This window comes from Nocardioides sp. DN36 (assembly GCF_055380375.1).
In genome coordinates this window covers 3,909,983-3,923,498 of record NZ_AP043823.1, presented here as the reverse complement: position 1 = coordinate 3,923,498, position 13,516 = coordinate 3,909,983, and the positions used below count along the sequence as shown (strand labels likewise).

General features: G+C 72.4%; 12 protein-coding genes. 7 read left to right on the top strand and 5 right to left on the bottom strand.

Annotated features, from left to right (window positions below):
* Positions 1-71 precede the first annotated feature (71 nt).
* Positions 72-701, top strand: a complete 630-nt coding sequence (locus tag ACZ43H_RS19805) for a PadR family transcriptional regulator (protein ID WP_464585780.1) — start codon at positions 72-74, stop codon at positions 699-701.
* A 17-nt stretch (positions 702-718) separates the two neighbouring features.
* Positions 719-1,804 carry an inositol-3-phosphate synthase gene (locus ACZ43H_RS19800; protein WP_379182428.1) on the top strand — a complete coding sequence of 362 codons (1,086 nt, stop codon included), beginning with the start codon at positions 719-721 and terminating at the stop codon, positions 1,802-1,804.
* A 165-nt stretch (positions 1,805-1,969) separates the two neighbouring features.
* Here ACZ43H_RS19800 and ACZ43H_RS19795 read toward each other — a convergent pair whose 3' ends face one another.
* The 4 genes from ACZ43H_RS19795 to ACZ43H_RS19780 form a co-directional block, all read right to left on the bottom strand.
* On the bottom strand, positions 1,970-2,449 hold the full coding sequence (locus ACZ43H_RS19795) for an SRPBCC family protein (RefSeq protein ID WP_464585778.1): 480 nt from the start codon (positions 2,447-2,449) through the stop codon (positions 1,970-1,972).
* Positions 2,450-2,540: 91 nt separating this feature from the next.
* Entirely contained in the window at positions 2,541-3,125 is a 585-nt protein-coding gene (locus ACZ43H_RS19790; RefSeq protein WP_464585776.1) for a TetR/AcrR family transcriptional regulator, read from the bottom strand.
* Between the two features lie 10 nt (positions 3,126-3,135).
* Positions 3,136-4,011 carry an aldo/keto reductase gene (locus ACZ43H_RS19785; protein WP_464590881.1) on the bottom strand — a complete coding sequence of 292 codons (876 nt, stop codon included), beginning with the start codon at positions 4,009-4,011 and terminating at the stop codon, positions 3,136-3,138.
* An 83-nt stretch (positions 4,012-4,094) separates the two neighbouring features.
* Positions 4,095-4,667 (bottom strand): TetR/AcrR family transcriptional regulator, encoded by a 573-nt coding sequence (locus tag ACZ43H_RS19780; protein ID WP_464585775.1) that lies wholly within the window; start codon positions 4,665-4,667, stop codon positions 4,095-4,097.
* Positions 4,668-4,753: 86 nt separating this feature from the next.
* On the opposite strand from ACZ43H_RS19780, the gene ACZ43H_RS19775 reads away from it, so the two are divergent.
* On the top strand, positions 4,754-5,431 hold the full coding sequence (locus ACZ43H_RS19775; protein ID WP_464585773.1) for an NADPH-dependent F420 reductase: 678 nt from the start codon (positions 4,754-4,756) through the stop codon (positions 5,429-5,431).
* Between the two features lies 1 nt (position 5,432).
* Here the strand turns inward: ACZ43H_RS19775 and ACZ43H_RS19770 are convergent, their stop codons facing one another.
* Positions 5,433-6,857, bottom strand: a complete 1,425-nt coding sequence (locus tag ACZ43H_RS19770) for a CCA tRNA nucleotidyltransferase (RefSeq protein WP_464590879.1) — start codon at positions 6,855-6,857, stop codon at positions 5,433-5,435.
* A gap of 139 nt (positions 6,858-6,996) precedes the next feature.
* On the opposite strand from ACZ43H_RS19770, the gene ACZ43H_RS19765 reads away from it, so the two are divergent.
* From ACZ43H_RS19765 to sigM, 4 genes are read left to right on the top strand one after another with little or no spacing between them, the layout of a single operon-like run.
* On the top strand, positions 6,997-9,162 hold the full coding sequence (locus tag ACZ43H_RS19765; RefSeq protein ID WP_464585771.1) for a DUF6049 family protein: 2,166 nt from the start codon (positions 6,997-6,999) through the stop codon (positions 9,160-9,162).
* Positions 9,163-9,172: 10 nt separating this feature from the next.
* The gene (murJ, locus tag ACZ43H_RS19760) at positions 9,173-10,837 is read left to right on the top strand and encodes a murein biosynthesis integral membrane protein MurJ (RefSeq protein WP_464585770.1); all 1,665 of its coding nucleotides are present in this window, start codon (positions 9,173-9,175) and stop codon (positions 10,835-10,837) included.
* 39 nt (positions 10,838-10,876) lie between these two features.
* Positions 10,877-12,790: a protein kinase family protein gene (locus ACZ43H_RS19755; RefSeq protein ID WP_464585768.1), complete on the top strand. Its 1,914-nt coding sequence runs from the start codon at positions 10,877-10,879 to the stop codon at positions 12,788-12,790.
* Positions 12,787-13,491 carry an RNA polymerase sigma factor SigM gene (gene sigM, locus ACZ43H_RS19750; RefSeq protein ID WP_464585766.1) on the top strand — a complete coding sequence of 235 codons (705 nt, stop codon included), beginning with the start codon at positions 12,787-12,789 and terminating at the stop codon, positions 13,489-13,491. The genes ACZ43H_RS19755 and sigM overlap by 4 nt, the downstream gene beginning before the upstream one ends.
* The last annotated feature ends 25 nt before the right edge of the window (positions 13,492-13,516 follow it).

Here is a 13,516-nt window from a genome sequence, read left to right as displayed (position 1 = left end):
GCATCCCCCACGTGGCGCCCGATCACACCGTGTTGTCCACCACGGTTGGATATATCGCTACGATAGGTCACATGGCACGTCGTGCAGAGACCATCGAGCTGGCAGTCCTCGGGCTGCTGCACGAGGGACCCATGCACGGCTACGAGCTGCGCAAGCGGCTCAACCTGATGCTCGGGTGGGGGCGCGTGCTGTCCTACGGCTCGCTCTACCCGACCCTGAAGAAGATGCTGCGCGGACAGCTGATCGAGGAGGCGGCGGCGACGCCGGCGCCCGTGACCCGCCGCCCGCGCATCGTCTACCAGGTGACCGAGGCCGGTCACCGGGAGTTCGAGCGCCTGATGTCGGAGGTCGGTCCCACCGCGTGGGAGGACGACAACTTCGACATCCGCTTCGCCTTCTTCGGCCGCACCGACATGGAGATCCGGCTGCGCGTGCTCGAGGGCCGCCGCACCCGGCTCCAGGAACGGCTGGACCGGGTCCAGAACCAGCTGGCGATGACCCAGAAGGAGGTCGACCGGTACGCCGCCGAGCTGCAACGGCACGGCGTCGAGTCGGTCGAGCGGGAGGTCCGGTGGCTCTCGGACCTGATCAGCGCCGAGCGCAACCAGGGCGAGCTCCCCGGATCGGCTGCTGCAGCCGGCCCGGCAGGCCCAGATCCCACCAGCACCACAGACTCAGCAGAAGTCGCTCCCCAGAAGTGAGAAGGAAGGAAACCCCGATGGGTTCGGTACGAGTAGCAATCGTGGGAGTGGGCAACTGCGCCACTTCCCTGATCCAGGGCGTGGAGTACTACAAGGACGCCGACCCCGCGGGCAACGTCCCCGGACTGATGCACGTGCTGTTCGGCGAGTACCACGTCTCCGACGTGACGTTCGTCGCCGCGTTCGACGTCGACGACAAGAAGGTCGGCAAGGACCTGTCCGAGGCCATCAACGCCTCGGAGAACAACACCATCAAGATCACCGACGTGCCCACGCTCGGCGTGGAGGTGCAGCGCGGCCACACCCTCGACGGGCTCGGCAAGTACTACCGCGAGACCATCGAGGAGTCGGCCGCCGAGCCGGTCGACGTGGTCAAGGTCCTCAAGGACACCCAGGCCGACGTCCTCGTGTCCTACCTCCCGGTGGGCTCCGAGGAGGCCGACAAGTTCTACGCCCAGTGCGCGATCGACGCCGGCGTGGCCTTCGTCAACGCGCTGCCCGTCTTCATCGCCTCCGACCCGGTGTGGGCCAAGAAGTTCGAGGACGCGGGCGTCCCGATCGTCGGCGACGACATCAAGTCCCAGGTCGGCGCGACCATCACCCACCGGGTGATGGCCAAGCTGTTCGAGGACCGCGGCGTCGCGCTGGACCGCACCTACCAGCTCAACGTCGGCGGCAACATGGACTTCAAGAACATGCTCGAGCGCGAGCGCCTGGAGTCCAAGAAGGTCTCCAAGACCCAGGCCGTGACGTCCAACCTGCACGGCGAGCTGGCCGACAAGATCCACGACCGCAACGTGCACATCGGTCCGTCGGACTACGTCGCGTGGCTCGACGACCGCAAGTGGGCCTACGTGCGCCTCGAGGGTCGCGCCTTCGGCGACGTCCCGCTGAACCTCGAGTACAAGCTCGAGGTCTGGGACTCCCCGAACTCCGCCGGCATCATCATCGACGCCATCCGCGCCGCGAAGATCGCCAAGGACCGTGGCATCGGCGGGCCGATCATCTCGGCGTCGTCCTACCTCATGAAGTCCCCGCCGGTGCAGCTGCCCGACGAGGAGGGCCGCCGCCGCGTGGAGGCCTTCATCGCCGGCGAGGAGTGACCTGCCGGTCCTGAGGACCTGAAATGGATCGACCCGCCCGGAGCAGTGCTCCGGGCGGGTCGATGTCATCTCTGCGCCTCTCGGCGCGACACACACACGCGAGAGAACTGCCCGATCCCTGAGTCGCGCAAACCCTCGCCCGGAGCGGCCTGCGTCACACGCGGGTCAGGACGCGACGGTCCGGCGGGTCTCCGCCTCGGCCCTGATCCGCTCCAGGGTCCGGCGCATGCCGGCCCGCAGCTCCTCGGTGAAGACCTGCTGACCGCCCAGGGCGACCCGGGTCAGGCCCCGGGAGACCGCCGAGATGCCATCGGGAGCGCTGCGCCGCTCGGTCACCCGGGTGCCGCCGGAGTCGGTCGGCTCCAGGGTGAAGGACCAGACGGTCCAGTTCTCCTGGATCCGGAAGGCGAGCTCGCGGTGCGGGTCGCACGTCACGACCTTGGCCCGGGTCGGCCAGAACAGCGGGCCGCGGCGGTTGAGGTTGAGGAACGTCGTGCCCTCCTGCACCGGTCGACCGCGCACGATCGTCTTCACGACCTGCGGGCTCCACGACGACATCCGGGCCACGTCGGACACCAGCGCCCACACCGCGGCGGGCGGGGCCGCGACCTCGATGGTCTCCTCGAGCAGGGGTTCGACACTCATGGTTCTCTCCAGTCGGCAGGGGACACTGCCGGCGAACCTACCGTCGGTATGTCGGCCCCGTCAGCGTGACGGTGGCCACGCGGCGGTCCGCTCAGGTGCGCGGGCGCAGCCCGTCGAGGACCAGGTCCAGCACACACTCGAGCTGGTCGGTGAGCCGCGGATCACCCCATTCGTCCGCGTGCGCGGGATGGTGGAACAGCGCAGTCGCCTGGAGCACCGCCCGACCGGCCACCCGCGGGTCCGCGGCGACGAGGTCACCCGTGGCCACCCCGTCGGCCACGATCCGCGCCACCTGGGCAGCCAGGTGGTCGACGTGCGCCCCGACCACCTCCCGGGACTCCTCGGTGAGCCGGCGGAAGGTCGCGAACAGCTCCGGATCCTCGCGGGCGATGCCCTGCTTGGTGGCCGCCAGCAGCCCGACCCAGGCCCGCAACCGCTCCTCGGCGCTGCCCGGCCCTGCCGCAACCTGCTCCAGCGGCGCGGACACCCGGTCCAGCCACCGCTGCGTCACCGCGTCCCGGAGGGCGGCCTTGCTCGGGAAGTGCCGGTAGACCGTCCCGTGGCTCACGTCGAGCGCGCGCGCCACGTCGACGACCGTGGTCTTGGCGGGGCCGAAGCGGCGCAGCACGTCCTCGGCGGTGTCGAGGATGGTCTCGGCGGTCAGGGGCTCGGGCACGGCAGGCAACCTACTTCTCGCTGTCGAGGAACGACATCTGCATCGCGTCGTACCGCGTGCCCGCCACCGCCCCCACGGGCACGGCGGCCTCGATCGCGGCCAGGTCGGCCCCGGTCAGCTCGAGGTCGAGCGCGCCGAGCGACTCCGCGAGACGGGTCCGGGTGCGCGCACCCACCAGCGGGACGACCTGCTCGCCGCGGGCGGCCACCCATGCGATCGCCACCTGGGCCACCGTGGCGTCGCGGTCCTCGGCGACCTCACGCAGAGCATCGACGAGCCGCAGGTTCGCGTCGAGGTTGTCGCCGGTGAACCGGGGCAGGTGCGCCCGGAAGTCGCGGACATCGCGGTCGGCACTCCAGTGCCCCGAGAGCAGGCCGCGCGACAGGACGCCGTACGCCGTGATGCCGACGCCGAGCTCGCGGGCGGTGGGGAGGATCTCGGCCTCGATGCCGCGCGAGATCAGGGAGTACTCGATCTGCAGGTCCGCGATCGGGTGCACGGCGTGGGCCCGGCGCAGGGTCTCGGCGCCGACCTCCGAGAGCCCGACGTGGCGGACCCATCCGGCCTCGACCAGGTCAGCGAGCGCGCCGACGGTCTCCTCGATCGGGACGCTGGGGTCGAAGCGCGCGGGCCGGTAGATGTCGACGTGGTCGGTGCCGAGCCGCTGGAGCGTGTAGCCGAGGAAGTTCCTGATGGCCGCGGGGCGGGTGTCGGTGCCGCCCCAGGAGCCGTCCGGGCCACGCAGGGCACCGAACTTCACGCTGATCACGACGTCCTCACGGTCCCGCCCTCGGAGCGCGTCGCGGAGCAACATCTCGTTGTGGCCCATGCCGTAGAAGTCACCGGTGTCGAGGAGGGTGACTCCCGCATCGAGGGCCTCGTGGATGGTGGCGATGCTCTCCGAGTCGTCGGGCGGTGGAGGTCGAGGGGCTGGTCATACCTCCATGATGAGAGATGGACTGACAGATTTCAAGTTTTGTCAGTCATTGCGGCGGCGACCAGCGCCGCGGCCGACCGCTTGGCCTGGGCCGCGGCCTCCGGGTCGGCGTCGAGGGCCCCGCTGGCCAGGCCGCCGTCCAGCAGCAGCGTGAGGGAGCGGGCCAGCCCGCCCGGGTCCTCGGCCCCGGCCTCCTCGGCCAGGCCGCGCACCCAGGCGAGCACGTCGCGCTTGTGGGCGACGGTGCGGTCGTGCACCGGCGAGCCGGGCGTCGCCTCGGCGGCAGCGTTGATGAAGGCGCAGCCGCGGTAGCCCTCGCGCCGACAGGCGCTCCCGAGCGCGTCGAAGAGTCCGACGAGCCGGTCCGCCGACTCCGCCCCCGCCGCCTCCGCGGCCGCGTGGAGCTGGCCCGACCAGATGCCGTCGACCTTGTCGAGGTAGGCGACGACCAGGTCGTCCTTGGCCGGGAAGTGCTTGTAGAAGGTCGCCTTGGCGACGCCCGACTCGGCGATGATCCGGTCGACACCCACGGCGCGGATGCCGTGCGCGTAGAAGAGCCGGAAGGCGGTGTCGAGGATGCGCTGGCGAGCGGAGGGCGGGGGCACGTGTTGATGGTAGACAGATCTGTCTGCTAACGTCCACCTCGTGGTAGACAGACCTGTCTACCCATCGATCTTCCACAGGAGACACCATGAACATCGCAGTCCTCGGCACCGGCATGGTGGGCCAGGCCCTCGCCGGCCGTCTCGACGAGCTCGGCCACACCGTCGTCGTCGGCACCCGCGACCCGCAGGCGACGCTCGAGCGCACCGAGCCGGACGGCATGGGCAACCCGCCCTTCTCCGCATGGCACGCCCAGCACCCCGGGGTCGGCCTCGCGACCTTCGCCGACGCGGCCGCCGGCGCCGAGCTCATCGTGAACGCCTCCAACGGCGGCGCCACCCTCGAGCTCCTCCGCCTCGCCGGGGCCGAGAACCTCGCCGGCAAGCCGCTGCTCGACATCGCCAACCCCCTCGACTTCTCGCAGGGCTTCCCGCCCAGCCTGTTCGTCAAGGACACCGACTCCCTGGGCGAGCAGGTGCAGCGCGAGTTCCCCGACGCGAAGGTGGTCAAGGCGCTCAACACCCTCAACGCCACGCTGATGGTCGAGCCGAGGTCCCTCGGCGCGAGCAGCACCGTCTTCGTCTCCGGCGACGACGCGGAGGCCAAGGCGACCGTGGTGGCCCTGCTCGAGAGCTTCGGTCACGACGACGTCATCGACCTCGGCGCCCTCGAGACCGCCCGGGGCACCGAGATGCTGCTGCCGATCTGGCTGCGGCTCATGAACGCCCTCGGCACCGCCCAGTTCAACTTCAAGATCGTGCGCTGAGCTAGGCGGAACGCTCGGCCCACCAGGCGCGCAGCGCCGCCTCGGCGGCCTCGGGTGACATCGGGCCCTGGTCCATGCGCAGCTCGAGCAGGTGCTGGTAGGCCTGGCCGACCTCGCGGCCCGGGCCGATCCCGAGGATCTCCATGATCTGGTTGCCGTCGAGGTCGGGCCGGATCGAGGCCAGCTCCTCCTCCTCGGACAGCCGCTCGATCCGCGCCTCGAGGTCGTCGTAGGTGCGGCGCAGCCGGTCGGCCTTGCGCTGGTTGCGGGTCGTGCAGTCGGCGCGGGTCAGCACGTGCAGCCGCTCGAGCTGGTCGCCGGCGTCGCGCACGTAGCGGCGTACGGCCGAGTCGGTCCACTCGCCCGAGCCGTAGCCGTGGAAGCGCAGGTGCAGCTCGACCAGCTTGCTGACCGCGTCGATCTGGTCGTTGGAGAAGCGCAGCGCCTTCATCCGCTTGCGGGTGATCTTGGCGCCCACCACGTCGTGGTGGTGGAAGGTGACGGTGCCGTCGTCGACGAAGCGCCGGGTCCGGGGCTTGCCGACGTCGTGCATCAGCGCCGCGAAGCGGGACACGAAGTCCGGACCCTGCCCGGGAAGCCGGGGCTCGAGGTCGATCGCCTGCTCCAGCACGGTGAGGGTGTGCTCGTAGACGTCCTTGTGCCGGTGGTGCTCGTCGCGCTCCAGGGCGAGCGCCGGCAGCTCGGGCAGGACGTGGTCGGCGAGCCCGGTCTCCACCAGCAACGTCAGGCCCAGCCGGGGGTACGGCGCGCAGACCAGCTTGACCAGCTCGTCGCGGACCCGCTCGGCCGAGATGATCTCGATCCGGCCCGCCATCGCGCGCATCGCCTCGACCACGGCGGGGTCGACGGCGAACCCGAGCTGGGCGGCGAACCGGGCCGCCCGCATCATCCGCAGCGGGTCGTCGGAGAAGGAGTCCTCCGGCCGGCCCGGGGTGCGCAGCACCCGGTGGGCGAGGTCGACGACACCGCCGTAGGGGTCCTCGAATGCCCGGTCGGGCACCGACACGGCCATCGCGTTGACGGTGAAGTCACGCCTCCCCAGGTCTCCGGCGAGCGTGTCGCCGAAGTCGACGTCCGGCTTGCGGGAGGTGGGGTCGTAGGTCTCCGAGCGGTACGTCGTGATCTCGACCTGCCACTCGCCCTTGCGGCAGCCGATGGTGCCGAAGGCGCGGCCCATGTCCCAGATGGCGTCGGCCCAGCCCTTGAGGAGCCGCTCGGTCTGCTCGGGACGCGCGGACGTGGTGAAGTCGAGGTCGTTGTGCCGGCGGCCGAGCATCGCGTCGCGCACCGGCCCGCCGACCAGGAAGAGCTCGTGCCCCGCGTCACGGAACCGACGCCCCAGGTCGTCGATCACCGGCGCGATCCGGTCCAGCTCCGCCGCCACCGAGCGCTGCACGTCGGTCATCTGCAGGGGTGGGAGCGGGGCGTCGGGCACGGAGGGCAACTCTAGCGACCCACGGCCGGGGAACTCACGTCGGCGGAGCATCCGCGACGGGCCGGGAGCAGGCACGGAACCCGGAGCCGTGACGGCTAGAGTCAAGGCCGTGCCTCGCCCCACGTCGCTGCTTGCTGCCCTCGTGGCGCTCGTGGCGGCGTTCACGGGCGGCTGTCCGGCCGCCGTGGCTGCGGACCCCGGCGCCGTGGTCTCCCGGGCCGCCCACCCGAGGGCCACCCAAGGAACCCCGCTGTCGGTGACCATCGACTCCCTCAGCCCAGCCGTCGTCCCGCGCAAGGGTCCGATCCGGGTCACCGGCTCGGTCACCAACGAGGACGACGGGCCCTGGACGTCGGTCCAGGTGTTCGCCTTCCTCGGCGCCACCCCGCTGACCACGACCGCCGAGCTGGACGCGGCGGGCGACGTCCCCCCGGAGCAGGACGTCGGCGCCCGCATCACGTCCGACGGCTTCGACACGATCGACCGGATCGAGCCCGGCGAGTCCAAGCAGTTCTCCATCCTGGTGACCCAGTCCCAGATCACCGTCACCGAGGCCGGCGTCTACTGGTTCGGGGTGCACGCCCTCGGCTCGGGACCCGAGGGCCGGATCGACGGTGCCGACGGGCGGGCCCGCACCTTCCTCCCGCTGGTGCCCCGCACCCGGCAGCCGGTGGACACCGCCCTGGTGCTGCCCCTGCGCCGCGCCGTGTCCTACGCCCCCGACGGCAGCGTCGAGGACCTCGAGGGGTGGGACGAGTCGCTGGACGTCGGCGGTCGGCTGCGCTCCATGGTGGACTTCGGGGCGGCGGCCGGCTCCCGGCCGATCACCTGGCTGCTCGACCCCGCACTGCCGGACGTGGTCCGCACGCTCACCCTGGGCAACCCGCCGCGCTCCCTGGCCCCCAGCCTGCCCGAGACCGGGGACGGGAGCGGGGACGGCCCGTCGTCGGACCCCAGCGTGACCGCCGAGCCCGCCCCGTCGGGGGACGCCTCCGGGGACGCCGCGGCTGCGGAGACGACCGACCCCCGGCTCGACGCCGTCGCCGAGTCCGGCACCGACTGGCTCAACCGTCTCCACGAGGCGCTGGCCGGCCAGCAGGTGCTGGCCCTGCCGTACGGCGACCTCGACGTCGCCGCGGCGGCCGAGCACGACCCCGGTCTCTACCGCCGGGCCGACCAGCGCAGCGGCACGGAGCTGGCGCCGTGGGGCATCCCGATGAGCCGAGGGGTGTCCTCCCCGGACGGCTTCCTCGACGAGGCCGCGATCCGGGCCACCCCCCGCCGTTCCACCATCCTGGTGACCGACCAGATGCTCGGCCCCGACGCGCCGCCGGTGATCAGGACCGCCGGCCGTCGTGTCGTCACCACCTCGTCCGGTGCGGCCTCGGGCGGCCCCGGGCCCGACGACCCGCTCGGGCTCGTCACGCTGCGCCAGCGGATCCTGGCCGAGGCCGCGGTCCGGGAGCTGTCCCCCGGACGCCCGCCGCTCGTCGTGGTGCTGCCGTCGTACTGGACGCCTGGCTCGGCCGCGGGCTTCTTCGAGGGGCTGGACCAGGACTGGCTCGACCTCACCTCGGTCTCCGGCCTCGCCACCGGTCCGGCGCGCAAGGTGGACCCGGGCCGGCTCGACTACCCGCGCAGCCAGGAGGAGCGTGAGCTCCCCTCGGCCAACTTCACCTCGGCCAGGCGGCTGGTCCGCGTCGCCGAGACCCTGCAGAACGTGCTCACCGTCAACACGACGGTCGCGGCCGCTGCCGCCGACCAGGCGATGGTCTCCAGCTCCTTCGGACACCGGTCCACTCCCGCGGCGACGCGGGCGGCGACCGACCGCTCGCGGTCCTGGATCGAGCAGCAGGTCTCCGGCATCAGGATCGACGCGCCGCCGGCCGTCACCCTGTCCAGCCGGAGCGGCAGGTTCGCCGCCACCATCACCAACGGGCTCGACGAGCCGGTCACCGTCCGGATCCGCGCCCTCACCGACGAGCCGGACGCGATCCGCGGACCGGAGAAGGTCGAGATCGGGCCGGGCGGGCAGACCACCGTGCTGCTCAACGCGTCCTTCTCCACCCTGGGCATCCACAACGTGACGCTGTTCGTCACCGACTCCGACAACAGGCCGCTCGGGTCCTCCGACCAGCTGCCCATCCGGTCGGCCCAGGTCAGCCAGATCATCTGGCTCATCCTGGGCGCCGGCGTGGCGCTGCTGTTCGGCGCGATCGCCGTACGCCTGGTCCGACGGGTGCGCGCCGCGGCCCACGCAAGGCAGTCCTCGTGAGGAGGCGGGCATGAGCTCCTCGGAGAGCCAGAAGATCCTGAGCTCCAGCGCGGTGATGGCCGCCGGCACCGTCGTGTCTCGGTTGAGCGGGTTCGTGCGCGCCTTCCTGCTGACGGCCGCCCTGGGCAACCTGCTGCACGCCGACCTGTTCACGATCGGGAACACGATCCCGAACATGCTCTACATCCTGCTGGCCGGCGGCGTGTTCAACGCGGTGCTGGTGCCCCAGCTGGTGCGGGCGATGAAGCAGGACGACGACGGCGGCGAGGCCTACACCAACCGGATCGTCACGCTGGCCGCCCTGTTCCTGGCCGTGGTCTCGGTGGTGCTCGTGGCGGCGGCGCCGTGGGTGATGTCGCTCTACCTGAACTCCTGCTTCGAGTCCGCGGACCTGGCTGCCCAGCGGGAGTCGGTGATCGCCTTCGCCCGCTACTGCCTGCCGCAGGTCTTCTTCTACGGCATGTTCGTGCTGGTCGGGCAGATCCTGAACTCGCGCGGCCGCTTCGGCCCGATGATGTGGGCGCCGATCGCCAACAACGTCATCTCGGTGGCGGTGCTGGTCGTCTACCTGGTGGTCTACGGACCGGTCGCCGAGGGCGAGAAGCTCAGCGCCTTCACCTCCGGCCAGGAGCTGCTGCTCGGCATCGGCTCGACCGTCGGCATCGCCGCGCAGCTGCTCATCCTGCTGCCCTACCTCAAGGCCGCCGGCTTCAGCTACCGGCCGCGCTTCGACTTCCGCAACACCGGCCTCTCGCACACGCTGCGGCTCGGGGTGTGGACGGTCCTGTTCGTGGTCGTCAACCAGATCGCCTACACGGTGGTCGTGCGGCTCGCCTCCGGCGGCACCGCGGGCTGCGGGTCGGGCGGGGAGACCGGGACGGGCTACACGGTCTACTCGACGACGTTCCTGATCGTGATGGTGCCGCACTCGGTGATCACCGTCTCGCTCGCCACCGCGATCCTGCCGCGCCTGGCGGCGAGCGCTGCCGACGGCAACCTCGCCGGGCTCGCGCGCACCCTGAGCGGCACCCTGCGCACCGCGCTGGCGGTGATCATCCCGTTCGCCTGCCTGATGCCCCTGATCGCCGGCGACGTCGCCAACACGGTCTCCTTCGGTGCGGTCCGGGACAACTACGACCTGTTCACGCTCTCGCTCGCGCTCTTCGGCCCGGCGATCGCGCTGTTCACCGTCCACTACCTGATGCTGCGCGGCTTCTACGCCCTCGAGCAGACCCGCACCGTGTTCTGGATCCAGTGCGGTGTCGCGGCCACCAACATCGTGGTCGCGATGGCGCTGGTGGCGCGCACCGACGCCGAGCACACCTCGCCCTCGCTGGTGGTGGCCTACGCCGCGTCGTACGCCGTCGGCTCGGTGGTGTCCTACTCGGTGCTGCGCCGCGAGCTGGGCGGGCTGCGGACGCGCACCCTGGTCCGCTTCGGGGTCCGGATGGCGATCGCGGTCGGGGTCTCCACGGTGGCGGCCTTCGGGTTCCGCGAGGTGCTGGGGGTGCTCGGCGACGACCCCACCAACGCGGTCGCGGCGCTGCGTGCCCTCTTGGTGACGCTCCTGGACGGCGCGGTGTTCCTGGTGCTGGCGAGGTTCCTGCGGATCACCGAGGTCACCGAGGTCGTCGACATGTTCGCGAGACGCCTGCCCTCGCGCGGGCGGGGCTGAGCCTACGATGACCACGAGATCGCTGTAGGAGGGAGCTGCGTGCCGTTGTCCGTCCGGCCCGGCGACGTCCTCGCCGACCGTTACCGCCTCGTCGACCTGCTCGTCGAGAGCGGGAGCGGCAGGTTCTGGCGTGCGCACGACCGGGTCCTGGAGCGCCACGTGGCCCTGCACGTGCTCGAGGCCGACGACGAGCGCGCCCCCCGGCTGCTGGAGGCGGCCCGCCAGTCCGCGACCGTTCCGGACCGGCACCTGCTGCGCGTCCTCGACGCCGACCAGGTCGACGGGCTCTGCTACGTCGTCAACGAGTGGGGGTCGGGCAGCTCCCTGGACATCATGCTGGCGAACGACGGCCCGCTCGCCGCGCGCCGCGCCGCCTGGCTGGTCTCGGAGGTGGCCTCGTCGGTGGCCTCGGGCCACGACGCCGGCGTGGCCCACGGCCGCCTGGTCCCCGAGAACGTCCTGGTCGACGCCACCGGCAACATCCGGGTGATCGGCTTCTCCGTCGATGCCGCCCTGCACGGCCTGCCCGCCGGGCGGACCTCCAGCGACGTGGTCGACCTCGGGGCGCTCCTCTACTGCGCGCTCACCGGCCGGTGGCCGGGGGTGTCCCACTCCGGGGTGCCGGCCGCCCCGAACGAGCACGGCCGGGTGCTGCGGCCGCGGCAGGTGCGGGCCGGCATCCCCCGCCCCCTCGACGCGCTCTGCGACCAGGTGCTGAACCCGTACTCCGGCCCCGCCTCCCGCGACGGTCACGACCTGACCACGGCGAGGGGCATCGCCGACTTCCTGCGTGACTTCGTCGGCGACCCGACCGGGATGGCCGAGGCCGAGGCCGCCAGCCGCGGCGCCTCGAACCACACCGTCGTCCTGCCCGCGCTGCCGACCGCGGCCACCGGCACCCTCGGCCGGCCGACCGCGGCCACCCCCCGGGGCGAGCCCGACCCCGAGCCGGCTCCGGCACCGCCTGCCGCTGCCCCTACTCCTACACAGGCCTCCACCCCGACGGCTACACCGCCGGCGGGACAGGAGGCCGCGACCGACGAGCCCTCCCGGTCCGGCCCGGCCGAGCAGCCCACCCAGGCGGGGCTGCCGATCTTCGACGACGACAACGACGACGTCTCCTGGCTCACCGCCCGGTCCACCCCGCCACCCCCGCCCCCGCCGTTCGAGGAGCCTCCGGAGCGGCCGCTGTTCGCCCCCGAGCCCACCGACGGGCAGCCGGTCCGCAGGCCGCGGCCCCACGCCGCGTCGACCGCGCCACCGGACTACTGGCCGTGGGACACCGGCACCGGCACGGGCACCGGCACGACACCGGTGGCCGAGGAGGACGAGGAGGACGACGAGGTCCCAGGGCGCAGCTGGCTGCGCCTGGCGGCCCTGATCGGGCTCAGCCTGGTCCTGCTGCTGGCCGTCGTCGTCGCCTTCAACCTCGGGCGGGGACGCAGCCCCCTGGGTGCCAAGCCGGAGGCGGACTCGCCGGCGCCCTCGCCGTCGACGAGCGCCTCGCCGACCCCCCTGACCGGAGTGACCGCCGGCGACTTCGACCCCCAGGGCGACCCGCCGGAGGAGAACCCCGACCTGGCTCCACTCGCGGTCGACGGCGACCCGACCACCGCATGGCGCACGATGACCTACAACGAGGACCTCGGGCCCGGCGGCCTGAAGACCGGCGTCGGGCTCACCCTGGACCTCGGGTCCGTGCACGACGTCTCGTCGGTCGACCTCACCGTCCTCGGCGGCGCCACCGGCGTCTCCGTGTACCCGACCGGCAAGGCCCCCACCACGGTCACCGGGCTGACGGCCGCCGCGACCGCCGACGTGACCCGCCCCCGACAGCGGGTCGCGCTCGACGAGCCGGTGCGCGCCCGCTACGTCACCATCTGGCTGACGTCCCTGCCCGAGGTCGACGGCGGGTTCCGCGGTGAGGTGGCCGAGGTGACGGTCCGCGGATGACCGGGTCCCACGAGGCCGATCCCGCGGGCACCGGCACCGACACCCGCACCGACGCCGAGCTGCTGCGCGCCCACGTCGACGGCGAGACCGACGCGTTCGGGGTCCTCTTCGCGCGGCACCGCGACCGGCTCTGGGCGGTTGCCCTGCGCACGATGGGCAACCCCGAGGACGCGGCGGACGGGCTGCAGGACGGCCTGGTCGCTGCGTACCGGCGAGCCGGTTCGTTCCGCGGGGAGGCCGCCGTCACGACCTGGCTGCACCGGGTCGTGGTCAACGCCTGCCTGGACCGCCTCCGCGCCGCGAGGTCCCGGCGGGCCGAGCCGCTCCCCGACGACCTCGAGGAGTACCAGCGCCGCGGCGCCGTCGCGCCCACCACCGGCGACGACCCCGCCGAGGTGGCCGTGAGCCGGGACCGACGCGAGCAGGTGCTGGCAGCACTGGCCACCCTCCCACCCGAGCAGCGCGCGGCGCTGGTCCTCGTGGACATGGAGGGCTACCCGGTCGCCGAGGCGGCCCAGGTGCTCGGCTGCGCCACGGGCACCGTCAAGTCGCGGTGCTTCCGCGGCCGGGCCCGTCTCGCCGAGCTGCTGGGCGTGCTCGCCCCTGCGGGTGACCGGGACCACGCCGGTCCGGGGAACCCCGACCCCGCCCGGTCCGTCCCATCCACCGAGCCCCCACGCGGTCCCCCGGACGACCGGTGAGCCGCACCCGCTGACACCCATCACC